The sequence below is a fragment of the Prevotella sp. P6B1 genome, from assembly GCF_000702825.1.
Lineage (GTDB): Bacteria > Bacteroidota > Bacteroidia > Bacteroidales > Bacteroidaceae > Prevotella.
Genome location: NZ_JNKF01000014.1, coordinates 208,339 through 231,163, shown reverse-complemented (window position 1 = coordinate 231,163; position 22,825 = coordinate 208,339). Strand labels below are relative to the sequence as shown.

The following is a 22,825-nucleotide window of genomic DNA, read 5'->3' as shown; positions in this document are numbered from 1 at the left end:
TGCAGTTTCAGACTTTATAGATAGAAACTGCAACGAATTTTTATGTACACGATTTATGATTATGCCTACAATGGCTACCTCTATCTCAACAACATCATGCGTCCGCGCCACAAGCGGCTGTCGCAACTGATGATTTACTCAACAACAGCCTGTCAGTGTTTTGCCACAAATTTATCATATTTTTGTGGCAGATTCAATATTCAAGTTTATTGATTTTGTCATTTAGCATCCGCAATTTCTCGATAAGATGCTCATAGGTCGGAGAGTCACCGTATATCATTGAGTTCTGCATCTCCTTATAGTCCTGCCTCCATTTTTCCAAAATGTCAGCAGGTGGCACGATGTTTAAAGTCTGTGGCAACAGTGTTGAATAGTCAAAGCCCCGGAGACCGATGAATACACGTCTGTGCTCCATAACAGACAGATATAGTTTCTTGTCCTTCAATGCCTGTTCTGCTATCGGAGTGTCCATTATCTGGCAGATGTCATACAGGTGTCTTGACATCCTTGACGTCCTGACGTTTTCTGCCGCTTTGTGGTATTCCTCATGCAGGAGGAACAGTTTCTCAAGGAATGTCCGCTCAGGGACTACAGCCCTCACTTCAAAATCCGGCTCGGTAAAAGGAGCATTTCTATATACATCATCTATATATGAGTGCAGTCTGACTTCCTTTACAGGCTCACTCATGGAACGTCCGCTAACCTCAACAATAACCTTTGACCGGATATAGGGATTATCGTTGAAGACGGGTTTGTATTCCACCTCTATGATTTCCGGGTCTGTGGTGGATATTGGCGTAATGTTGACATGCACATTGAAACTGTCCTTGCCGATGCCATCCTTCTCCATCTGGTTTGCCAGTTCAAATTGGAGCCTTTCACGGACAAAGGAACACGCTGCACGGCGGAGCTTGTCGCTGATCTGTGTCTTTGACAACTGTCCTTCAAAGCCTAAAAACTCTCTGTCAATGGCGATGTCTATATCTTCTGACATGCGCTTGATAAGTCCCCAGCACTTACTGAGGTTCGTTCCTCCCTTGAAGGAGATATGACTGGCATAGGGAAGTGAGAACAGGGAATGAAGGACTGCGGTTACCCACCAGTCTTTTTCTATTATCTGCAGGTCCATTCCGTTCTCTGCCTGTACCCTACGGAGTATGTCCTGTCGTTCCTCTAAGGATAATTCTATGAATTTCATTTGTTCATTAGCGCCTTGCGCACCCAGATAGGTGCAAGTTGAATATCATGCTTGAAGTCTTCTTCGTTCACTTTCTCCAGATGGGTCTTTATAATCCCCATCTGCTCATCAGTAACATTGCCTTCGCCAATCTCTCGCATGGCGGTCACTATCAGCGTCATAATCTGAGACTGGTATGCGAATGTGCGCATCTCAGAGGTATGCTTGAAGAGTATTCCCCTACCTTTCCCGATAGTTATACGGCGAGGAGAGCCGTCTGTGATAAAGACGATGTTGGCAGGTATCTGGGTACTTAAACCTAACTGATAGAGGGCATACGAGCCTGTCGGGGCTATACGCACCTTATCCCGCTTGGCAATGCCCTTGGCTATTTCCTCTATAGACGGAGGTATCAGGCCACTTCCCCATTTCGTGTCAATTTTGGGGTAGTAGTAGATTCCCTGTGCTACACGGATAAGGACATTGTTCTCGCACAACCGCACCAAAGCGGAACGGACAGCATCCGAAGAGCCTGTCTGGGAGAATGTATCGGGAAAGAAGAGTGTTCCCCTTTCCGATAATTCCACTTGCTTTTTAATGTCATTATATGTACTTTGATTAGCCATGATAACGAATTTTGCCACAAATTTACAGCAAATTTGTGGCAAAACCAAATTTTTTCTTAAAAAAGTGATAAAAAAACAACCTATAGCCCGCTCCTGCGGCATCAGCTCCGTCCAGACCGCTAAAAACGACATCCGTTATAACACATACGATAACATTCTTCGCTATCGTCGATTCTCGATAGAGCAATACATACAGTGGAAGCCATTCAATGGTACGACGATTGTCATCAACAATAATCTGCATTACGAGCACAACGAGAACCCCAACCTTGGCTATCGCACCTTTGGGTGGTCTGACAACTTCTATGCGAACCTCTCTCAAAAGCTACCTTGGAAGTTGCTATTCTATGCAGTCACATACGGCAAGGTTGGCCATAGTCCCTCAGGCATCTACTACATGCAACATTCCTATTATGGTTACTACTTCTCCCTGCAACGCTCGTTCCTCAAGGATGACCGCCTGACGGTGCGCCTTGGTGCTAACGCCCCATTCAACAATTACTGGACATCAGAGGCCGAGACCGTCAATGGTGACTATCGCGATTATCAGAAGTCGTGGAATCGTGCCCGTTCGTTCAGTATCTCCGTCACTTGGCGCTTCGGGTCTCTTAAAGCCAACGTCAAGAAAACCGAGCATAGCATCGAAAATGATGATGTCGTTGGTGGAATTACTAAGAAATAATGATAATTGGGGCTGATTTCATGTTCAACATACAATGCGCGTTCATTTTTCGTGAACAAAGAGCCTTTTTTGAACAATAAGTCTGGATATATAGAAGAAACGAGAGGCTGGCTTTGCCTCTCGTTTCTTTACAGAGGATTTAGGTAGATGGACCCTATCGGCGTGACTTCGGCTTCTTCTTTCTGCGTTCCAAGTACGCCGCCAACTCATTGATGGCCCAAATGGCCGACAAGACAAAGATTGGCATAAAGGCCATCGCCCACAGGAATGTCATGGTATCGTTCAGGTGGTACTTGCCTGTGTAATAGGCAAGGACTGGAAAGACAATCAGTGCCACCTTGTCTGCCAGATGGTAGGCAATGGGGAACCACTCCATGCGCGAGGACAGACGGATAAGGTGTTCCTCAGCATTTGCCTCGATATACTCGCAGACAGTCTCGCCACCCTTCATCATTGCCATGCAAACCTGAGACTGCTGCCATTTCTCGCGGTCTTTCTTCGTCAGTTCTTCGACATAGCGGCTCATGAGTTTCGAGTCGTGCATGTTCTCAGCCACTTGCCGCAGGATGCATCCCGCATATAAGTTCATCTCTTCCAACGGCACAACGTCCATGTCCTGGTTGACAAGTTTGCTGCTGTTGTTCCTCATCGCATCAAGTGGAATACTGCCCAAGAGCGTCTGCTGATCTATGAGCATTTCAATGGCCTCGTGGGTTGATTTCACAAGAAACTTCCCTTTCATCACGGCCTTTACGCCACGTTCATACTCCTTCTGGTCATAGAGCGTCGCACGTTTATGACCACCACAGAAAAGCTCCTTCAACTTGTTAACAACTTGCAGGATAGTATGCGGCTTCTCCTGCTTTCGGGGGCTTTCCTGCCGTCCCCCAGTCTCACTGTTGCCTCCCTGTATCTGACTATCGCCAGAGGGAAGCATGCTTCGATAATCTTTAGACATAAATTTAACTTATCTTTTTCGTCCTCTATTATTCTGTTGTCTGATAAACCCGTTCTTCTTCCACCAATACCATTCCTCGTCCTTCTTCTTCGGTAGGTTGTTATTGCTCTGACCGCCTCCAAGGGACGGCTGAGTTTCCGGCAGGGCAAGGTTCGCAACGACATCAAGCATAGCTTCGACTGCTTCACCCGCACGTTCGGCACTACATTCAAATTGATCAAGCAGTTCCATTGCAGCACTCTTCAGGTTCTCCTCACTGAACGAAGAACCTTCGCGCTCTCCCATATCGATAGCCTTAGCCACGATGCCTTCTGGCAGGATGTCCTCCTTATCAAGCGGGCTAAACTCCGTCCTGAACGGACTCTTCACAAAGCGCTTGATGGCATTCAGCGCAAGCCAGACGGCTGTCCGACGGTCACTCTCGGCCTCCGTGGACTTACGGGGAGCAGGCTCCGTCTGCTTCACGGGCGTCGGAACTACCGGTTTCTCAGCGTTCTTCCTCTCTGCCGCCTCCTTAATCCTCAATAGTCGCAGATATGCATCGTCATCATCTGACTGCGAGGACCTCGACGGCTTCTGCGGAATCACCTCTTCCTGCCGATTCTGCTGCCAACGATAGCTCTCCGTCCGCGCCTCTTCCTGCTCAGGATGCTGCTTCTGCCAAGTGCCGAACAGCTTGGAAACCGTCAGGTCGCGCCCATGCCCGAACCCTTTAGCCGAAGCCTTGTACATCACCGTACTGGAATAGTTCCCATCGAGGTCATACAACTTTTCGCCAACGGAGTAGCCCCGGCAAATGCCCTTCGAGTCGTACGTCGGCTCCACTTCGAACCCGTTCCTGCGCATCCCGGCAAAGTACGCTTCGATGTCCCACTTGTCCATTCCCTTCAGCACCTTCATTGCAGCATCGTGAATCCGCTCCATCCGCTTGTTCTCCCTCTCCTCGGCCTTCGTCCACCCGTATTTCATCGCGATGATGTCAGCCGCCATCTTCGCCCGCTCCTTGCATTTGTGCGTGTCCTGCATCTCGCCGTCCATCGTCAGGCGGTTGGCCACAATGTGTACATGCGGCTTGCCGGTGTCAAAGTGTATAGTGGCTACATACTGGCTGTTGGCCAGCATAGTGTGTTTGCCGCTCAACTTCACCTTGGGCAGTCCCGTCCTCTTGTCGATGACTGGCCTGCCGTCCTTGGCCTTCACCGGCTCCCATTTGAAGTGGGTAGCGTCCAGTACCTCCACACAGTCCTTACAGAACTTGTCCCACTGCTCCATCGTCCAGTCCTGACAGACCTCCGGCGGCGGACACAGCTCGATGCGCCAGAACGGCTTTTCTGCCCTGTGTCTGGATGCCGCCTGCAGCAGCTGCATGTCCATCAGCACCTCCACGGGCGAGTACGGCTTACCCGTCATCGGATTCAGTTCAATATTGTTGGCGGCGAGGAAGACGGGCTTGTCCTCCTTCCTTGCCTTCTCCTTGTCGAGCACATAGTTGATGGCGTTGGCGGCATGCGCCCCGCCTATCGTGTCCATCTTGATGACCATACGCTAACCTCCCATGTTTAACGTCCTGTCCCTCATTCTGTCGAAGAACTCCAGGGCAGTAATAAGGTGATTGCGCCACCAGTCAAAACTCTTGCCGTGGATGACAGCCCTGAAACGTTCTTCGTCCGGCTTATGTGCAAACTCTGCCACCATTGCATTGAACTGGAGTAGTACGTCGCCACGTGACTTCTTCAGGTTCCTGAGCAGGTCCAGTTCTTCGTCGGTAAACGCTGCTCGGGGATGCTTGCCGCTCAGGAGCGTCGTACAATACTGCGAAAGATTCTGTCCGCATTTTTCCGCATTCCCGAGAAGTTCATCCATCAGTCGTTTCGTCACTTTCAGGTGCAGCATCTCTGTGGCAGTCCACTTGCGGATGCGCAGTCCCGTCCGATTCTTACGCAGCACCTTGTCGATCAGGTCCACGCGATGGGCATCCAGCTTGTAACTGCCAAACAACGTGTAACTCTGTCGGCTGATAGGCTGGTCAACCTGTTCGATGCTGCCACTACTCCGATAGACGACAAAGTGCATCTGGCATTTCCTGTCAGTCTCATCCACCCATAGGTCACCGACCGTTACGGGTTCCCATGAGAACTTGCTGTGTTCCCTGCCGTCCTTGGGCGACAGGTACCGCTTCTTCGACTTGATGAAGAAGCCCTTCTCAGGTCTCGTCTTCTCTATGAGCTGCGAGCCTTGGAATATCACTATTTCGTTTCTGTCTACTGTCATAAGTATACATTTATTAAAGGTGTGAGCCAGCGAACGCCTCCCCCAATGAGAGCCTGCGAGCATTGCCAGTTCGGTTCGTCTGCCAAAAGAGCCATAGCGATTTTGGTAGCACGAAACTCCAACTGGCATATCTTAAGGCAAGTTTCGGTTTCTACCGGCATTGTCTGTACGACAAGAGTGTCCCAGACCGTTGGGAACGTCCTGTTTGCTTGGCCGTGATTACAGGATTTCATCGATGTCCCTCCGCTGTTTAGTGACTGCGCCGTGCTTCTGTTCGTAGCGGGCGATACCGTCCTTCAGATACTTCTCCACGACATCACGAATTGAGAAACCTTCCTTGTGTGCAATAGCCTTCACCTTATCCACAATCTCTATGCTACAGATAAACGTGAAATGCATCCAGTCCCGCTTGCTGGCGTCGGCATCCTTGGGCATCTGCTGCTCCTGAGGTTTCGCCTGCTGCTTCTGAGGCTTCGATTGCTGGGTGATGTTCCTGACACTGCTTTCGAGGTCATTGAAATCACCAAGTGGAAACGTCTGCTCGCTCATATCCGTTACAGTTTAATATGTTCGACAATAGCGTTAAAAGCGTGCTCAACCGCAGCCTTCTGGTACTTGTCAAGTGCGTAAATGGTTGAGTAACGCTTGATGACAACACTCTGCTTGATCCTCGGTGTAACCCTGCCTATCCTGCCAAGAATTTTTACCGTCTCTTCGCGCTGCTTCATATCGTCGGCACGGTTCTCGGTCGTGTTGATTCGGTTGGGCAGGAATACAAGTTGGATGTCCTTCACACGCTTGATTACTTTAATGAAGATACCAGTGGCATCGATGGTGTCGAAGTCGTAGGAGATAGGCACCACGGCGAGGTCTGCCGCCTTGTACAGCAGGTCGAGGTTGGCGGCATTGAGGGTTCCCGGCATGTCAAAGAGGACAACACCGTCGAACTGCATCGCCTCCTCAATGGATGACTGCAGGCTCTGGCGGTCCGTCGTATCAACAGTACTCACTTCCCATGGGATAACCGCATCTGGGTTGGCAGCCAATTCCCTCTCCCTGTGACGGGACAAGGATGCCTGAATGTCTGCATCCAGAACCTTCACGGGATAACCATTCTCACACAAATACTGCGCAAAGAGCGCACAACAGGAGGTCTTTCCTACGCCTCCTTTGATGTTGGTGAATAAGATGATTATACTCATAATCTTGTTGTTTAAATTAAATACATTGTGTACATTTTAGCCATTATAGACCTTGTATACTCTGTATATCGTGAATACAGTTTGTACGCTATAGACATTGTATTTCCTGTGTTCATTGTATTCATTGAATACTCTGTATACATTGTCTTCATTGCAGACAACATATACATTGCAGACATTGTAACCGTTGTATATACTGTAGCCAGTATAAACATTATATACACATACGCTGTAGCCAATACAGAAACCAGATACGTTGTGGACATTGTTGCCATTGTCTTCATTGCATACAACTGATACACCCTATACATTGTACACTCAGTCATGTCAGACATGTTGCCAGTCACGCTTGTTGGGTTTACGACGATGGGACGAAAGGATGGCATCATTCTCTTCCTCAGTGGTCAGGGGTACGGCATTCTTGCGTTTCACCTCCAACCACTTGTCGAGTTCGTCATTGAACAAGACCCAACGCTTGCCGGGTTTCGATCCTGGCACCTCGCCCTTCTGCAACTTCATGTAGAGGGTGTTCAGGGGCATGCGGAGATAGTCTGCCGCTTCTTCCACGTTCATCGTGCGACGCACGCGCTGTATCTTTTGCTGTGTTTGTCCTTTCTGAAGGTCAGACAGCAGTACCTTCATGCCGATGACTTCATCCCGAAGCTCGGCAACGACCTGCGGAAGGTCGTTGAATGTCAATTCGACGTTCTTCATATGATACGATGAGACCTTTGTGTCTCGGCTGCAAAGGAACTGCATTATCATTGCGTTATGAAGTTTATGATGCACCATGCACAGATAATAATGGTATAATGTGGATGGCGCTGGTTTTTTATGGTCGCCTCTGGTTATGAATGGTTGTTTATTGCAGCGGGAGGGGCGGGTATGCTAATAGTCAGGTTCACTTATAGGCATAGAAAATCGCCGCACAGATCCAGCAAAGAATCTGTACGGCGGTGCAGAGTCAGTATTGTAAGATGATCAGACAGCCTGTTTCATTTCCATATTACGGAAGTGGAAAGCTATTGAATGTGGTTCAGGCTTGTCAATCTTGATAAGGTCATTGGGCTTTTCCTCCAGTAGGTTCTGCGACAGGTAGCTGTCCGTACAAGGTGAACCGTCACGCTTGACGCACAGGTCTGGGAACATGGCTTTCACGAAACGGCCACAAGTCTCGCTCTTATATCCGTTCTCCATGCCCATGCGCTTGGCTATGTTCCATGTCAGATGGCGCACGTCGCGGCTGGTTACCTTTTCCTTCCACTTGCAGAGTCTGGGCTTGGGCTGATAGGTACTGCTGCTTATCCAACCCTCATATTCAAGCCATACGGCAAGAATGTCCTGTTCGTCCAGCAGAGGGCCGAGCGAGTAATAGATATACTCCTGCATGATTTCCTTTCGGTCTTGGGCGAACTTCTCTCTTTTCTTCTGTTGCTCTTCTGCACTGAGACTCATGAGCTCAACAATTTTCCTGTTCGTTTCTTCTGACTGGGCAGGATTTGGAACTGTGACATCGGTGGATGCAGACTCATGACCGGTTGAGATAGCACGTTCCTCACTTGTTGGGTCTGGAGCCTGCAACTCTTCCGTTTGTTCCTCATTGACTGGCTGTGTTTGGCCCATGTTGTCAGGATCTGGCGGGACAGGACTTGCCTGCACATCTATCAGTTGTGCAGGAACGGCTTGCACAATATCGACCTGGTCCAGAACAGGAATGTCTTTCTTCTTGCCAAAGATGCTGCTGCAGAACTCTGAAAGCAATGAGAAATAGACCACAATCATAAGTTCGAGCAGAATGAACGACAAGGCAAGAAGTACGCCATATGGAATGAGCGTGCTTCTTGCGTAGAGATATGACGCAGCCATGAATGACACGACCAAGGCCACGGCACTGATGGCTGCGAAGAATGCCGCAGGCAGAACGGTCGAAGTTGAAATACTAACTGTTTTGTGATACATAATTACTTGAATTTAATTGTTGTCCTGAAATTTGCGGGCAAAGGTAATCAAAAACCACAAATAACCATGCCTTTGAAAATTATTCTTCAAAATTTAACACTCCTGTAAAGCCTTTTTAACCTCTTCGACCTTCATTTGGGCTATTTTCGCGGATTTCAGCGTAATTTTGTCAACGGACTCGCGCTTACTGGAGTCGGCCATGGCGGCATAGATCTGCGTCGTGGCGACGTTCTTGTGGCCAAGAATATGCTGGACGGTATAGACGCTGGTGCCTGCCTCAACCTGTAGCGAACCCAGTGTATGGCGGCTACAGTGATAGGTTATGTGCTTGGTGATGCCAGCCTCCTTCAGCCAGTTCTTCAACGGGGCCTGGGTGAGGCTGTCGTTGAAGCCGACAAAGACCTTGTCTGTCGGTTTACGGTTCTCATCGCCATCATTATAGCCTATCAGTTCCAGAGCCTCGTTGCTGATGGGGTTGTTCACCAGTTCCTTCGTCTTCTGCATGCGGAGGGTGATGTACATAGAACCGTCACCATAGGGCTGGATCTTGTTCCAAGTCAGCTGCTTGATGTCACTTTTTCTTAAACCCGTCAGACAAGAAAAGAGGAAGGCTTTCTTTAGCACAGGTGAAGAGCATGGCGTATTGGCAAGGTTGACCAATTCCTGACGAGACAGGTGCTCCTTTTCCGTGGGGATGGTGTCGATGCGCTCCAGGAAGCCATTGGGATTCTCGACAATCTTGTGCTCGCGGTAGGCCGTGTGGAGCACGGCGCGGAAGGTTGACCAATAGCCCGCAGCACTATTGATGTGCAGAAGCTGCTCGGTATGTTTGAGTTGGTGGGCTGTCAGGAGATACTCACGGAAGCGGTTGCACAAGTCCACATTGATCTCGTCGAAGCGGCACTTGCCATTGCAGAACTGTTTGAAATGGAGATAGACATTCTCCCACTTCGTGTTCTTCTTGTACGCCTTGTCCTTGAAGTAGTCGAGGAAGTTGCCCTTCATCTTCTCCTTGTCGAAGAAGTCGTAGCGCTCGTTGACAATACTCTCATAGCGACGGCAGCGCAGGGCCTCGGCCTTCTCGCGCATACGGTCGTTGTAGTCCTTCTCGCGCTGGTTCTTCGGCTTGGCATAGATGTAGATACCAAGGCTTTCGTGGCGCATAACCTTCATTGTTGACTCGTCGCGATAACCCGGATAGTAGTCCAGATAGAACGATAGTTGTTCTCCGCCTTTGATTTTCCGTGTGCGGAGGGTCACGGTCTTACAGATGTTGCTCATATACATTATTATATTTTTGTGAATACTCGTCGGTGAAGTGTTTCTTCACGGGGTCAAAATTACCTCATTATTCCCCGATTATCAACATTATTTCGCATAATGCGTCAATAATTGACAGATAATGTTGGTTGGTGAGGTGCTGACCATGATAATGCCCATTCTGATTGTTTATAATCGGTGGATTTACTTAGTTATTCATACAAGGGAGTAGCTGCCAAATTGGGCCAGTCTTTCAGCCATTACCCTGTCGAAGTCCATTTTTGGAATAAGATTCTTCACGCCAACCTTGACAGTGACGATGCTATTCTTCTTGGCGATGATGCCGACGTTGGCAGTACTCATCCCATATTTCTCTGCCGCCTCCCTCACAGTGTAGTAGCTGTTATCATTCACGATGTCTGTGCGTCTCAATTGCCCAAAATGGTCTTTTGAGTAGTAGGTCTGGCCATATTCCCGTTTTGTAGGAATATGATGGCGATAAGCGTTGGAGCGGACAGATGCAGCACTCATGCCGTAGAGTTCCTGAGCCTCCTTCATAGTCAGCCACTCACTGACGGCCTCCACTTCAGCCGACTTGCCAAACAATGCGTCCATGTGCTTGCGGCTGTAGTAGTTCATCCCAGCAATCCGGCATACTGGCACTTGGTTCCGCTTCGCTGAGGTATAGAGCCATGACTTCTTGACCTTATATATTCTCATGACCTCCTCGCCGGAAATATAGTCGAGTACCTTCGACTCTTGGACATTACTCTCCACACTCATGACATTTGACTTACTTCTCTTTGTCGTTTGGGGCGTGGACTTCTTCGGCCTATTCGTTGGTAACACCCGATGATACGGATTCCCCGCCAGCATCTTCTCAATATCTGCCTTGCGGATAAAAGCCATACGACTGCTGATTCTCGATGCCGCCAGTTTCCCTTCGTTCACCAGTTTATACACATACTGACGAGAGCATCCCATCAGTATTGCAGCCTTGGCAAACGTGAGGTACTCCTGATTCTGTAACCCAATGACTGGCTCCACAGCATTCATGAAGTCCTGCTGCCGCTTCTTTCTGGCTTCCTTCGCCTTCGTCTGACACTCCTCGCAACAATACTTCTGCATTCCGCTCCTTGCCACGAACTCCTTTCCACAATACTTGCACTTTCTGACTTGCTTCATTTCCTTGTCACTTTTGATGGTTCAACGTTCATTTTGTCATCCCTACCGTTAAGTCAACCATACTCCACGTTCGTCAACCTATGCCAACTCCGTCCGCTTCGTGACTCTAACTGAATCCGTCCGTCCCTTTTTGTCACCCTTTGCATCCCGTCGTAACCCTTTGTCAACTGAGTCCGCAAAGTGATGAAATCGAAGCCCCGTAAATTCCTCGCGGTAGAAATACGTTGCAAAAATATACTGAAATTCGGTTACTACCAAATTCCAACCATCAAGTGTTAAAAATCAAAAGCTATTGAAAATGAGCGCTTTATGCGCAGTTAGTATTAGATATTCCTGGTTGTTTATACCCGTTTAGATACATACTCTAAATGTTCTGCGCTCCAAACATTTTACTCCATCAGGAATTATAATAGATTTAAGACTTTGGCAACCATAAAACACCCCTTGACTTGCATAATAATCAATACCAATAGAAGATAATGTATTAGGTAACGTAATACTACTTAAGAGTGTGCAACAATAGAATGCTTCATCCCCAATGGAAGTTATTCCGTCTGAAATAGATATCGAACGTAACTTTTGGTTTCTATAAAATGATCTAGATGCAATACTTGTCACATTCATGGTTCTTCCATTGAAAGTCACTGTCGAAGGAATAGTAATATCTCCTTCATATTCTTTATCTCCACTAGTTACATATGCAGTTTGACTACTCGGATTATAACCATAGTAAATACCTTCCACTTCAAAATCATAAGAATATGACCATATACTTTGGGAAAGCATAATTGTTAGCAGACTTACAATTTTAGATAGTTGTCTCATAATTTCAGTTCTATTTTTGAGGATGTAACGTTAATATCGTATTTTTCGCTTATGATTTGTTTTAATATGTCCTGTGCCTTAGACTCAATATATGGGGATAGTATTATCTCGTCTATCATCACATCAGGCAAGATAGGTATAGATATACCTTTACTATTTGAAATATCCTTCTTCGGGGTGAAATAATAGCGGATTTCCTTTTCCTCTTCAAATGCTTTGTCTTTGGTGAATAGGCTTTCCACGAAATCTTGTCCCGCATATATACCTGTATACGACATCCTTCCACAACAAATATCATAGTCATCATTTGCAAAAGAAGCCACGAAATTATTGATGGTAGACTTAATACATCCTCCAATCTTTGTCGTGAAATTCTTCCACATTAAAGCACCTTCTCCTCTCCGTTCAGTCCAACAAGCAGTAAACATACGACCACTTTCTGTGAATTTCCTTCTCCTTTCTAAAGATTCTGCTATATCTGTTGTTTTTCCTTTATAGCTCCTTAGTTCAACAGATTGTAAACTAAACATCGCTTTTAGTGGTAATCTGCTTTCGTGCTTATCTGGGAATTCTTGCTTCTGTTTTACATAGTATGAACGTGTTTCAAGAAGACGTAATAAGTAGTCCAAATCCATATATTGGTGGATTTCAGTATTGGCATCTACACCGTCCATAAGTCGAAAGTATCTCATTCTATTCATTCCAGAGCTTCTTTTTTCAAATACAAAATGCGCAGGCCATTTCTACGCACTTCCGGCTCACCACAAGCCATTGCAACCGTCGAAACGCCTGCGCAAGTAAGCGCTGACGCTCTTGTTGCAATTGGGCTCTTTTGTCCGAGGTGGTGATTGGAAGTGTTGAGCCTATTATGTCTTGTGCCTCATACGAAACACGATGCAAATATACACATTATTCTTCAATTATGGTATCTTAAAGTTCAAAAATTACATAAAATGAGATGAATTTGGTCAATTTTTCGGTAAAGACTACTCATAATGAGAGATGAACTGAAGGTTAAGCATCACTTATATGCTATCCCTTTACGTTCTTCGTCGTTCATATCGTCTATGTCATCATAGCTTCTTCGCTTGCGAGGGTTGTTGTCACCATTGGATAGAGGGACGTAAGCAGAACTGGAGTAGAGTTTCATATAACTGAAGATGGTTCTCTCTATGAGGGATAAAGTGGCAGAACGTTTGTCGGGTCGTGAAAACTCTCTGCGGATATAGGCTTCGATGCGGGACTTGTGATACTTGGCAATAACTTCTTCCTTCGTTAGGCTACCATTTTTGAAAGCCATAAAGTCCTCGTTGCTCATTATCTCATTATATTGCTTGGAGCCACCTGTAAACTTCATCGTAATGTGACACTGTCCCTGTTTGTCCTTATAAGCATGGGTGGCTTCTACGTCGATGAAGGAGGGTAGGACATATCGCTCTGGATATGCTTTGCGTCTCAAATCCATATTCTCCTTACGTAGGCTGTCAATCTCTTTATGAGCCTTCTCGTTGAGGGCTGCATTCTGTTCATTGTTGTTGCGCAAAAGCTTGTTTTCATCCCTTAAAGCCGAAATGACTTTTTGATCCTGTTCGTGCAGTTGTTTCCGTCGCTCTATATCCGCCTGAAGTTGCAAGACTTTTTCTGTCAGTTGCTCCACCTGTTGCTGAAGTTCGATGTTCAATGGGTCTGCCTTTAGATCCTCTACTAGTTGGTCGATTTTCTTGTAGAGTGCATTTTTAGCATCCTTGGAGAGAAAAGACTTGCGAACAAGTGACCTAAGGGAAGAGATATTATCAAGAGCCTTTTTCTCTTTGTACTGTATGGCATTGAGGTGTTTTACGTTAGAACTGCTGCCACGTTCCATCTTAAGACATTCTGCCGCAACGGTCTGCATTCTTGAGGTATCTGGACGCCCCAGACGAAGTGAAGTGCCATCGTCGTGTGTCCAATCTGCCACAAAATGAGCATGCAGGTTCAACTTCGAAGGGTCAGGATTGGTCTTGCTGAAACCTTCATCCCTATGGATATGAATCTGAATGCACTTGATGCCAAACTCCTTTTCAAGTTGCTTTACCAACAGTTGCAGGTCAGCCATCGTCGTATCAGGTTTGATGACGACAGCTGCCTCACGGATAGGAGCTGCTTTTGCCTGCATCTTCTGTCCGACGGTGGCCTGATAACGTTCTGCGATTTCTTTGCGAATATCTGATAAGGTCTTTCCTTCGTATCGAGGATCAACCCAGTGTTCGTTGTTTAGTGTAAGTCCCTTGATGACATAATCAAGTTCCTTCATACGCCAATTGTGAATCTCACACCCTGGCTTAACAGGGTCGAAATGTATGCATGTCTTTTTTCCCATATTGTTTTTGTTGCTTTAGTGATTTATATTTCAAAAGATGGGGTCAAGGGGCGAAGCCCTTGTGGAAAGGTTCTTAGGGAATGCTTCCCTGAGCCCATGTGCACTCTTTAGGGTGCTAGTGGGCTACCACCCTTCTGAGGAAGAGTGGCAGAGAACTCCTGCGGAGGGCTTTTGTCTGCCATATTCGTCGCAAAGGTTGCGAGGTTGCGGTCTTTTGTTATGTATGTTATTGATAACCAGTCCATAACTTCAAATTTTAGCGCAACCTGTCAACTTAGGTCTTTCTTATTGACTGCCTTGCTCACATATTGGCGTGAACAGCCAAGTGCGTCAGCCAATTTCTGAAGATTAACCTCACCACCATAGGAGTTATACAGTATCTTCAAACTCTGCTCTTTGGTGTAACCTTGATACATTCCTCCGCTTATTTCTTGATAGACCTTCTCAGCAGCACATTCAAAATAGAGCATACACTGGACTGAATGAAGCATTTCATCTCCAGAGATAGTGTCTTTTTTATAGTACTCAAAACTCTTCTCCCATAACAGATGGGTAACGATAGACCAGCGGAGGATGATAATCTGCAACTTACTATAGACATACTGCATGTAATCATCGGCAGAACTCTTTTTGTCTTGCAACATATTGTAGTATGTGCAATAATAATCTTTCGCTTCAGGGGTTAGTGATAACGTAGTAGGCTCCAACTTAATGAGTTCCCTCACGAAGTTCGTCCAATAGGGCATAATAGCTTCACTGAGCTGCTTGTCTGAATAGTAGTTGACAGGAACCTTGTCGGGAAAAACAAAGAGGATACGCTGGTTAAAGCCGCTGACCATCAACTGTGGATTACCAAACGTGGACTTTAATAGCCCTGGTTGGATGCTACCAAGCATGTCCAGAAATGGCTCTCGGATAAAAGCAGGGTCTTCTGTCTTACGGTCTATGCAGAAACTGGTACTGTCCCAAATGGAAAGCAAGTTACTTATGATACCGCTGCGATTATAGCGGTCAAAGTCATCAATCATTCCCTTGATTTCATCACGACATATCATCTGCGGCATAAAGGATAGAGCCTTGTAAATGGCTTCAGGAGTGGAATCTGTGAGTGACAGTTTCTTACAGATGGGCTTAGGCTTATTGCTCCCATCGCCTCTATCGGTATTACGTAGTTCTTCGTAATAAGCCATCACAGCTTCCTCGTTCAGCTCATTGATTGGCTTGAATAGCATCTTCACTGGCGCACTCTTGTTACTGCCACTGGGAGCCACATGGCATATCCACATAGAGGGATAGTTGGTGTATTTGCCGTCAAACAGTTTGATGGACTTGTTGACGGCAATACTCACAATGGCATAGATGGTTGTGATAACGATGTCTGCATCACACTGATAGACATCAACAAAGTTCTTGATGATGTCTTGAATCTCCACCTGCAAACACTCAAAAGGTAAACACTGCTGGTTAATCATAGTACAGACGATTAGCGGTTATTACTGGGCAGATGATGAACTCGCTGCCGAATCTCCTTCAGCATCTCCTCGGAATTGATGCCATAGCAGTCTTGTTTCCCTCCCTCAATCCATTTGTAGAGTTCATCCTCGTAGAAGTAGAGCTTGTTACCTCTTTTGTAGTGGGGGATGATACCTTTACGGGCATTGGCATAGATGGTGGGCTTTGCCTTGCCAGTAATACGCATGGCTCCTTCAATGTCAGTGAGGACATGGTGGTTAGATACTGATGATTGCTCACATGGAGTAATCGCTTTCGACAACTCATAAACGAGTTGTGTAAGCTGATTGACTTTCTCTGTCAGATTTTGTATTTGTTCTTCTATCATTATAAAATCCAGTCCCTTTAGTGGAACATCGCCGCAAAGGAACAGGGTTTATCAATGGTATATCCTTATACCGCTATAAACTAAAATAAACTGGGAATAAACTATACTATTAAGCTTATTCCCAGTGATTATCGTTTATATTCGTTTGATAAGTTCTTCTGTTATACGACCGCTGAATTTCTTCGATATACAGCGATTGTCACCCCAACATACTTCTGGAATTGGAATAGATAGATTCTTCGACTCGCTTGAAGACAACTTTGTTGCAACGGTGCTGAATTCTACGTCTTTAAGCTGATGAGGAAATACTTCTTTTATGAAGGCTGCACCATATTCATTACGTTTTTTGAGGAAGAACTTCACTACAAAACCAATGTGGTAGATGTCTTCCGTAACGAGACCCGAGAATTTTGATGTGGCCTTAACTGTGTAGGGAAGATGGGGCTTTAGTCCTGTTGTGTTCAGTTCCAACAACCGATTATCTACAGCGAGGTAAATATCATCCAAAAGAATATTGGCATCTTCATCTGGTATAATCCCCTTAACGTGTTTATCAACAAAGGCATAAAAGAGGTTCTTGTACTTTGTTGACTCTTCTTGTTGAGCTTGATTAATTGCGTTGGGGCTTAAAGGGGAAAGAGTTGGAGGCTCCTCTATCACCTTATTATATATAATAGGCTCTACTGTTTCATTAGGCTCTGTTATTTCAACAAATTCTGCTGTCTCAAAAGGCTCGGATGTATTGGAGTCGGCTATAGGTATGTTTTCTTCTCGGGATGAATCAGATGTGAGAACGGGGAGCATCCGTAGTTCTACGTGCTTCATCTTTTTCTTTCGTTTACGCCAGTTTTCTGGTACAACGTATAGGAAGAAGTGTAACATAGCAGAGATACATGCAGTAGCCACTACATAGTAGAGTAGACTGGGGAATAGCAACATGTGCTGGTATTGAACCCAGTATGCCAAGGGCAGCGTCATTGCCAGAGCTGGCCCAACAATGATGCTTGCAAACAGCGTTTTGTGAAAATATTCGTCAATACTCATTACTTGTTATCCTAAAAACTGGCTGCAAAGGTACTAATTATTAGTGATAACGAGTAATATTTGATGCGAAAAATAAACTTTTTATTAAGGGAAATCGAGCCTTATCCTTCTCTCCATAAAACTATGAAAATAAGAAAGATAGGGCTTGATTGTTAATGATGTCTTGTGACAACTATTTCAGAGAAATGAGCTCGGAAGCCTTACGCTTGTTGGCATCGTTCAAATCAGCATAGATTTGGGTCGTAGTCACATTCTTGTGACCAAGCATCTTCGATACGGTGTAGATGGGAGATCCCATACTTACCTGAAGGGATGCGAAAGTGTGACGAAGACAGTGGAAAGTAATGTGCTTGTCAATACCAGCAGCCTCCAGCCATTCTTTTAAGTTATAGCCGACAATACTGTAACGAAGTCCCTTGAATACCTTGCCTGTACTGCGTTCACCGCAAAACTCCAATGTTTCTTCACTTATAGGGAGTGTGTCTTCTGCGCCAGTCTTTTTTATACGATATTGGATAACATATCCACCATCACTACCAATGCGGATATTATCCCAATTTAATCTAAGGATGTCACTAACACGCAATCCGGTCAGACAAGAGAATAGTGCAGCCTGCTTCAATACAGGAATCTTGCAGGGAGTCTGGTTTAGTTTCTTCAACTCATCAAGAGTGAGTGTTTCCTTGCGTACATCGACAGTCTCAATCTTTTCGAGATAATCATTGATGTTTTCATTCAGCCACTTTTCTCTATAAGCCATATACAATAATTCTTTGAAGATGGAATAGTAGCTGGCCGCAGAATTTTGACTTAGCATCAGTCGGGTGTGTTTCAACTGATGGGCGTTGAGAAGATACTCGCGAAATCCTCTGCATAGTTCAATAGTGACTTCCCCAAAGGTACACTTCCCGTTTACGTACTTGAAAAAATGCTTGTACACCATGTCCCACTTTTGTTGCTTAGTACGGCCTTTTTCTTTGAAATAAGCGAGAAAGTCAACCTTCTGCTTTGTCTTGTCGAGAAATCCGAACTGTTCATTGATAAGCGACTGTACACGAATACAACGAATACCTTCGGCCTTCATGAGCATGTCTTTGTTAAATCCATCTTCCGTCTGATTCTTTGGATTGGCATAGATGTAAATCCCAAGGAACTCTCGACGAGTCATTTTCATTGTCTTAGGATTGCGGATGGCAGGATAGAAATCCAGATAGAGTGAGATCATTCCGTTTTTGAGTTTGGCCTGGCGAACGGTTACCTTTGTGCATGTGTTACTTCTGTTCATAATGCGTTAATGTTTAATCGTTTATACTTCTTTTTGAAAATCTGGGCGCAAAATTAGGGAGTGTATCGCCAGTATATCCATAAACCGCCATAAACTGTGAATAAACTATACTGACAATGAATCTTGGGGCATCATATCACATTTCGCAGGTATTATGCCTTGCTTACGTTCCTCTATGATGCGGTTGAAATCATGTAAACAGAGCTTGATGTACTTGCCACATTTCTTCTTCGGTACATGATAGAATCGAATCACTTCCCTTACCTGATGGACAGTCATCTGATACATGGCCATTAGTTCCTCTACTGTCTTGTAATCATCCTCAGGCTGGAGTATGTTCTTCTCTTTGTCAACATGCAGCTTTGAGTAGTACGGCTTTGTGCCGACGTACTTTCGAGGGATATGATGTTTACAGACGAAAGAAGCGACTTGATTGTAAGTCATGCTGTATTTCGCTTGGATATCTTCACAAGTGTACCATTGTGTCAGTTCTGGGCTTGGATTGTCCTTGACGAAATAATTGTCAATGGCTGCTTTAGGGAAGCATTTCTTATCCCCTAAAGTAAAGACATCAATATTCTGGGCTTTGGCAATGCGATAGACCGTTGTTTCCTTTACCTTATATTTATCTATAATCTCATCAATGGTGTAGAATGGGTTGAGTTCTTGTGGCTTGGGAGCTTCTGGGAGATGGTTTGCCTGATATTTTGCAACAAAGGAATCCCAGTCAGTCTTCAAGATAAGTAGTAACCTGTTGACTCTCTTCGCTTTCAGTTTCTCGTTTTTGGTATAATATCGAACTTGGAACGTAGAGAAACTGCTGTTCTTGACAATGTCTTGAACGGTGTAGTAGTTCTCGTCCGGCATTGTTGCAAGCCGTTTAAGATTATCGATGTGGTTCTTCGAGTAATAAGTGACGTTCTGAAACTGGATACGTGGCACATCATGACGGAGGACATACCTATTAAGGGCGGAACGCTTCATTCCGTATATTTCCTCTATTTGCTGGGCATTATACCAGTCCTTTAAATCGTATTGAACAAGCAATTCAGCGAAATGCACATCAACGTCTTCTTTTCGCCAGAAAGTTCTTTTTCCCTCAACGATTTGGGGAATACCGAACTGTTCACATCTACGGTAGACAGTTCGCTTGCTGATTTTAAATTTCTCCATCATCTCTTTAAGGGAGTAATACTCATTTTGAGTTTTCTTTCCCTTTTGCACATTGCCTCGCTTCTTGTAGGAAGGAGCTGCATCGAAGAGTTTCTCAATGTCACTTCTTCTGATGATAGTCTTACCACGAAACTGCTTGGCCTTCAGTTCGTGTAGCCAAAGATAATTGTAGATGGTACTTCTGCAAACGCCAAGTAGCTTTGCTGCCTCTGAGGGAGAAAGGAATTGCTTATCCTTTAGAGATTCCTTGAAACGCTTACGTTCGTCCACTCTTCGTGATAGGGTACTCAAATCAGTTTTGCCATCTACGGGTGTGTATTTCCCTGATTGCATCTTTCTTTTGTACCTGTAGGCATGATCACAGCATTTACTACTGCAAAATCTTGCCGTAACCATCTGTGCAATGAATGTTTTGTGACACCATTCGCATTTCTTAACTATTTCCATATGTCCAATTTTTGTATGTTACTATTCCTTAATACTGTTCAAATGTGTCCAATAGTGTCCAAATGTGTCCAACGTGTGCCACGCGAGGACATCAGTTAGCAATCCAATGGTGTCCAACGTGTGCCAGTCGGAGACATTGAGTTAGCATTTGCCGACGTTGGGATTTTTCCCGAACGTACAAATAACGTACAAAAATGAGCGAAAAAAATATCATCAACGATTAACGCTGATGATATTGCGGGTGTGGAATTGCTTGGAAATAAACGATTTATGTCATATCTTGTAATATCGAGTGATGACCGTTAATCGTATTCTACTTTCCCACGCAAAAGTTTTTAAATATATTTCCTAATACTTCGTTGGGGGTTATCTGGCCGCCGGTGATCTCGGCAAGGGTGTCGAGGGCTTGGCGGAGGTCTTCGCTGAGAAGGTCGCCGCTTAGTTGCATTTCGAGTCCGTCGATAACACGCTGGATCTTGTCGTGGGCGCGAACCAAAGCGTCGTAGTGGCGAGCGTTGGTGACGATGATATCGTTCTCTGTGAGGGTGGAAATGTCGGCAGCCTCGTAGATGGCTCGCTCTAACTCATCGATCCCAGTGCCAAACTTCGCGCTGATGGCGATAAATGACGTATTTAACAAATTGTAACTATTGTTACTATCTTTATCAGATTTGTTTTTGATGATGATAAGTTTTTTATTTTCAGAATGTTGCTTAATATTGTCTATTTCTTCTCTTGAAGGTTTGGTATCGATGAGCCAAAGAACGATGCGGGCCTTTTGAATAGCTTGGTAGGTGCGGTCGATACCTATCTGTTCGATGGTGTCAGAGGTCTCTCTGATACCTGCAGTATCGATGAAACGGAAGGTGACGCCATGGATGTCGATGGTGTCTTCGATGGTGTCGCGGGTGGTGCCGTGAATATCAGAAACGATGGCGCGATCGTCCTTCAGTAGGCGATTGAGTAGGGTGGATTTACCTACATTGGTTTTGCCTACAATAGCCACGGGGATGCCTTGCTTGAGGGCTTGCCCTGTTTTGAAACTCTGGGCTAAACGGGTGATATGATTGTCAATTGTTTGGGTAAGCTCTGTAAGCTCGCTACGGTCGGCAAACTCCAGATCCTCGTGGTCGGAGAAATCAAGTTCGAGCTCCAAGAGCGAGGTGAGCTTGAGTAGTTGTTCGCGCAGTTGGGCGAGCTTTGATGAAAAATGACCGCGCAGCTGACTCATGGCTATCTGATGGGTAGCCTGATTGGTAGAGGCTATCAGGTCGGCCACAGCTTCGGCCTGCGAGAGGTCCATCTTGCCGTTCAGATAGGCACGCTGGGTGAACTCGCCTGGGCCAGCCTGGCGGCAACCGTTGGCTATCAGTAAGGCTATCACCTTATTCAGAATGTAACGCGAGCCGTGACAGGAAATCTCTGCACTCTCTTCGCCCGTATAAGAGTGGGGGGCACGGAATACGCTCACCAGAACCTCGTCGATAATCTCTTCGCCGTTCTTGATATGCCCATAATGAATGGTGTTGGGCTGAGTTTGTGTAAGGTCCTTTGAAAATACATGAGAAAGAATCTCAAGCGACTTAGGGCCTGAGATTCTTATAATTCCTATAGCGCCACCTGGGGCTGTGGCGAGAGCGCAGATTGTTTCGTTCATTTAAATGCGGTTGAGTACTTTTTCGATAAGTGTGTCGATAGAGTTTTTGTACTCTGTGTTCATTTTCTGGGCGTAGCGATTAGCGATGACCATGCAGCAGGTCATAGCGCGATGACCCAGCAGCGACGCCATACCAGCGAGCGCACTCGATTCCATCTCGAAATTGCAGATCTTCAGGTCATCATACTCAAAGTTTTCAATCTTCTCGTTCTGTTTGGGATCCTCGATATTGGCACGGAGTACACGTCCCTGAGGGCCGTAGAATCCACCACACGAGATGGTGTAGCCGCAAACCATATCGTCCTTGGCAATGCGGTCGATGAGCTCAGCATCGGCTACCGATACGTAAGGAGCGCCCTTGATGGGGTTCCAATTCATGTGCTGCTTGAAGGCTTCTTCAAGCTTCAGGTCGCACACTTTGTTACGGTCGGCATAGTAGTTGAGCAGACCATCAAAACCAATGCTCTTTACCGATGCCACGAAGCAACCTGTAGGGGTGTTGGGCTGCAAACCGCCACAGGTACCGATACGTACCATGGTGAGGGTGCGGTGCTCGGCTTTCTCCTCGCGGGTGTTATAATCGATGTTGGCGAGCGTGTCGAGCTCGTTGGCTACGATGTCGATATTATCGCAGCCGATACCGTGACTCTGACAGGTGATACGCTTGCCTTTATACATACCTGTGATAGTGTGGAACTCGCGGCTCGACACCTCGCACTCTTTTGAGTCGAAATGGGCAGCAACGGTGTCAACACGGGCTGGGTCGCCTACCAGCACCACCTTGTCGGCCAGCTGTTCAGGCTTCAGATGCAGATGGAAACATGAACCATCGGCATTGATAATCAGTTCTGATTCTGGAAATTTCTTTTTCATAG

At 45.9% G+C, this 22,825-nt stretch carries 22 protein-coding genes; 1 reads left to right on the top strand and 21 read right to left on the bottom strand.

The features are described from left to right. Nucleotides 1–193 precede the first annotated feature (193 nt). Entirely contained in the window at nucleotides 194–1,198 is a 1,005-nt protein-coding gene (locus T495_RS0111885; protein WP_033148819.1) for a nucleotidyl transferase AbiEii/AbiGii toxin family protein, read from the bottom strand. Beyond that, a complete protein-coding gene (locus T495_RS0111880) occupies nucleotides 1,195–1,764 on the bottom strand; it encodes a DUF6088 family protein (RefSeq protein WP_231495099.1) in 570 nt (189 codons plus the stop codon). Before T495_RS0111880 ends, T495_RS0111885 begins: the two co-directional genes overlap by 4 nt. A gap of 103 nt (nucleotides 1,765–1,867) precedes the next feature. On the opposite strand from T495_RS0111880, the gene T495_RS0111875 reads away from it, so the two are divergent. Then, nucleotides 1,868–2,485 (top strand): outer membrane beta-barrel protein, encoded by a 618-nt coding sequence (locus tag T495_RS0111875; protein WP_197020394.1) that lies wholly within the window; start codon nucleotides 1,868–1,870, stop codon nucleotides 2,483–2,485. Between the two features lie 154 nt (nucleotides 2,486–2,639). Here the strand turns inward: T495_RS0111875 and T495_RS0111870 are convergent, their stop codons facing one another. From T495_RS0111870 to T495_RS0111780, 19 genes are all read right to left on the bottom strand, one after another. After that, nucleotides 2,640–3,443 carry a hypothetical protein gene (locus T495_RS0111870; RefSeq protein ID WP_155993633.1) on the bottom strand — a complete coding sequence of 268 codons (804 nt, stop codon included), beginning with the start codon at nucleotides 3,441–3,443 and terminating at the stop codon, nucleotides 2,640–2,642. Nucleotides 3,444–3,452: 9 nt separating this feature from the next. After that, nucleotides 3,453–4,985, bottom strand: a complete 1,533-nt coding sequence (locus T495_RS0111865) for a relaxase/mobilization nuclease domain-containing protein (RefSeq protein ID WP_033148815.1) — start codon at nucleotides 4,983–4,985, stop codon at nucleotides 3,453–3,455. A gap of 3 nt (nucleotides 4,986–4,988) precedes the next feature. Further along, nucleotides 4,989–5,714, bottom strand: a complete 726-nt coding sequence (locus T495_RS0111860) for a hypothetical protein (protein WP_155993630.1) — start codon at nucleotides 5,712–5,714, stop codon at nucleotides 4,989–4,991. A gap of 219 nt (nucleotides 5,715–5,933) precedes the next feature. Then, a complete protein-coding gene (locus T495_RS0111855) occupies nucleotides 5,934–6,263 on the bottom strand; it encodes a hypothetical protein (protein ID WP_051652025.1) in 330 nt (109 codons plus the stop codon). A 5-nt stretch (nucleotides 6,264–6,268) separates the two neighbouring features. Further along, on the bottom strand, nucleotides 6,269–6,916 hold the full coding sequence (locus T495_RS0111850) for a ParA family protein (protein WP_033148813.1): 648 nt from the start codon (nucleotides 6,914–6,916) through the stop codon (nucleotides 6,269–6,271). A 327-nt stretch (nucleotides 6,917–7,243) separates the two neighbouring features. Beyond that, nucleotides 7,244–7,630 carry an excisionase family DNA-binding protein gene (locus T495_RS0111840; RefSeq protein WP_033148811.1) on the bottom strand — a complete coding sequence of 129 codons (387 nt, stop codon included), beginning with the start codon at nucleotides 7,628–7,630 and terminating at the stop codon, nucleotides 7,244–7,246. Nucleotides 7,631–7,897: 267 nt separating this feature from the next. Then, nucleotides 7,898–8,875 (bottom strand): hypothetical protein, encoded by a 978-nt coding sequence (locus T495_RS0111835; protein ID WP_033148810.1) that lies wholly within the window; start codon nucleotides 8,873–8,875, stop codon nucleotides 7,898–7,900. 93 nt (nucleotides 8,876–8,968) lie between these two features. Then, a complete protein-coding gene (locus T495_RS0111830; RefSeq protein WP_051652039.1) occupies nucleotides 8,969–10,156 on the bottom strand; it encodes a site-specific integrase in 1,188 nt (395 codons plus the stop codon). A gap of 195 nt (nucleotides 10,157–10,351) precedes the next feature. After that, nucleotides 10,352–11,320, bottom strand: coding sequence for a helix-turn-helix domain-containing protein (locus T495_RS0111825; protein ID WP_033148809.1), 969 nt, complete (start codon nucleotides 11,318–11,320; stop codon nucleotides 10,352–10,354). 351 nt (nucleotides 11,321–11,671) lie between these two features. After that, entirely contained in the window at nucleotides 11,672–12,145 is a 474-nt protein-coding gene (locus tag T495_RS15630; protein ID WP_081832108.1) for a leucine-rich repeat domain-containing protein, read from the bottom strand. Next, the gene (locus tag T495_RS0111820; protein WP_155993627.1) at nucleotides 12,142–12,819 is read right to left on the bottom strand and encodes a hypothetical protein; all 678 of its coding nucleotides are present in this window, start codon (nucleotides 12,817–12,819) and stop codon (nucleotides 12,142–12,144) included. Before T495_RS0111820 ends, T495_RS15630 begins: the two co-directional genes overlap by 4 nt. A 347-nt stretch (nucleotides 12,820–13,166) precedes the next feature. Further along, on the bottom strand, nucleotides 13,167–14,504 hold the full coding sequence (locus tag T495_RS15325; RefSeq protein WP_051652024.1) for a hypothetical protein: 1,338 nt from the start codon (nucleotides 14,502–14,504) through the stop codon (nucleotides 13,167–13,169). A 269-nt stretch (nucleotides 14,505–14,773) separates the two neighbouring features. Then, a complete protein-coding gene (locus T495_RS0111810) occupies nucleotides 14,774–15,976 on the bottom strand; it encodes a DUF3987 domain-containing protein (RefSeq protein ID WP_081832107.1) in 1,203 nt (400 codons plus the stop codon). Nucleotides 15,977–15,987: 11 nt separating this feature from the next. Next, nucleotides 15,988–16,344 carry a helix-turn-helix domain-containing protein gene (locus tag T495_RS0111805; RefSeq protein ID WP_033148806.1) on the bottom strand — a complete coding sequence of 119 codons (357 nt, stop codon included), beginning with the start codon at nucleotides 16,342–16,344 and terminating at the stop codon, nucleotides 15,988–15,990. 135 nt (nucleotides 16,345–16,479) lie between these two features. Next, nucleotides 16,480–17,388, bottom strand: a complete 909-nt coding sequence (locus T495_RS0111800) for a hypothetical protein (RefSeq protein ID WP_033148805.1) — start codon at nucleotides 17,386–17,388, stop codon at nucleotides 16,480–16,482. Between the two features lie 172 nt (nucleotides 17,389–17,560). Then, a complete protein-coding gene (locus T495_RS0111795; RefSeq protein ID WP_033148804.1) occupies nucleotides 17,561–18,673 on the bottom strand; it encodes a site-specific integrase in 1,113 nt (370 codons plus the stop codon). A 105-nt stretch (nucleotides 18,674–18,778) separates the two neighbouring features. Beyond that, on the bottom strand, nucleotides 18,779–20,137 hold the full coding sequence (locus T495_RS0111790) for a helix-turn-helix domain-containing protein (RefSeq protein WP_197020393.1): 1,359 nt from the start codon (nucleotides 20,135–20,137) through the stop codon (nucleotides 18,779–18,781). A gap of 469 nt (nucleotides 20,138–20,606) precedes the next feature. After that, nucleotides 20,607–21,950, bottom strand: coding sequence for a tRNA uridine-5-carboxymethylaminomethyl(34) synthesis GTPase MnmE (gene mnmE / locus T495_RS0111785; RefSeq protein ID WP_033148802.1), 1,344 nt, complete (start codon nucleotides 21,948–21,950; stop codon nucleotides 20,607–20,609). Continuing rightward, nucleotides 21,951–22,823: a nucleoside phosphorylase gene (locus T495_RS0111780; RefSeq protein ID WP_033148801.1), complete on the bottom strand. Its 873-nt coding sequence runs from the start codon at nucleotides 22,821–22,823 to the stop codon at nucleotides 21,951–21,953. Nucleotides 22,824–22,825: the final 2 nt, after the last annotated feature.

Coding starts and splice junctions, on each gene's coding strand:
- T495_RS0111885 (WP_033148819.1), bottom strand. CDS start 1,198: ATGAAATTCATAGAATTATCCTTAGAGGAACGACAGGACATACTCCGT.
- T495_RS0111870 (WP_155993633.1), bottom strand. CDS start 3,443: ATGTCTAAAGATTATCGAAGCATGCTTCCCTCTGGCGATAGTCAGATA.
- T495_RS0111865 (WP_033148815.1), bottom strand. CDS start 4,985: ATGGTCATCAAGATGGACACGATAGGCGGGGCGCATGCCGCCAACGCC.
- T495_RS0111860 (WP_155993630.1), bottom strand. CDS start 5,714: ATGACAGTAGACAGAAACGAAATAGTGATATTCCAAGGCTCGCAGCTC.
- T495_RS0111855 (WP_051652025.1), bottom strand. CDS start 6,263: ATGAGCGAGCAGACGTTTCCACTTGGTGATTTCAATGACCTCGAAAGC.
- T495_RS0111850 (WP_033148813.1), bottom strand. CDS start 6,916: ATGAGTATAATCATCTTATTCACCAACATCAAAGGAGGCGTAGGAAAG.
- T495_RS0111840 (WP_033148811.1), bottom strand. CDS start 7,630: ATGAAGAACGTCGAATTGACATTCAACGACCTTCCGCAGGTCGTTGCC.
- T495_RS0111835 (WP_033148810.1), bottom strand. CDS start 8,875: ATGTATCACAAAACAGTTAGTATTTCAACTTCGACCGTTCTGCCTGCG.
- T495_RS0111830 (WP_051652039.1), bottom strand. CDS start 10,156: ATGAGCAACATCTGTAAGACCGTGACCCTCCGCACACGGAAAATCAAA.
- T495_RS0111825 (WP_033148809.1), bottom strand. CDS start 11,320: ATGAAGCAAGTCAGAAAGTGCAAGTATTGTGGAAAGGAGTTCGTGGCA.
- T495_RS15630 (WP_081832108.1), bottom strand. CDS start 12,145: ATGAGACAACTATCTAAAATTGTAAGTCTGCTAACAATTATGCTTTCC.
- T495_RS0111820 (WP_155993627.1), bottom strand. CDS start 12,819: ATGGACGGTGTAGATGCCAATACTGAAATCCACCAATATATGGATTTG.
- T495_RS15325 (WP_051652024.1), bottom strand. CDS start 14,504: ATGGGAAAAAAGACATGCATACATTTCGACCCTGTTAAGCCAGGGTGT.
- T495_RS0111810 (WP_081832107.1), bottom strand. CDS start 15,976: ATGATTAACCAGCAGTGTTTACCTTTTGAGTGTTTGCAGGTGGAGATT.
- T495_RS0111805 (WP_033148806.1), bottom strand. CDS start 16,344: ATGATAGAAGAACAAATACAAAATCTGACAGAGAAAGTCAATCAGCTT.
- T495_RS0111800 (WP_033148805.1), bottom strand. CDS start 17,388: ATGAGTATTGACGAATATTTTCACAAAACGCTGTTTGCAAGCATCATT.
- T495_RS0111795 (WP_033148804.1), bottom strand. CDS start 18,673: ATGAACAGAAGTAACACATGCACAAAGGTAACCGTTCGCCAGGCCAAA.
- mnmE (WP_033148802.1), bottom strand. CDS start 21,950: ATGAACGAAACAATCTGCGCTCTCGCCACAGCCCCAGGTGGCGCTATA.
- T495_RS0111780 (WP_033148801.1), bottom strand. CDS start 22,823: ATGAAAAAGAAATTTCCAGAATCAGAACTGATTATCAATGCCGATGGT.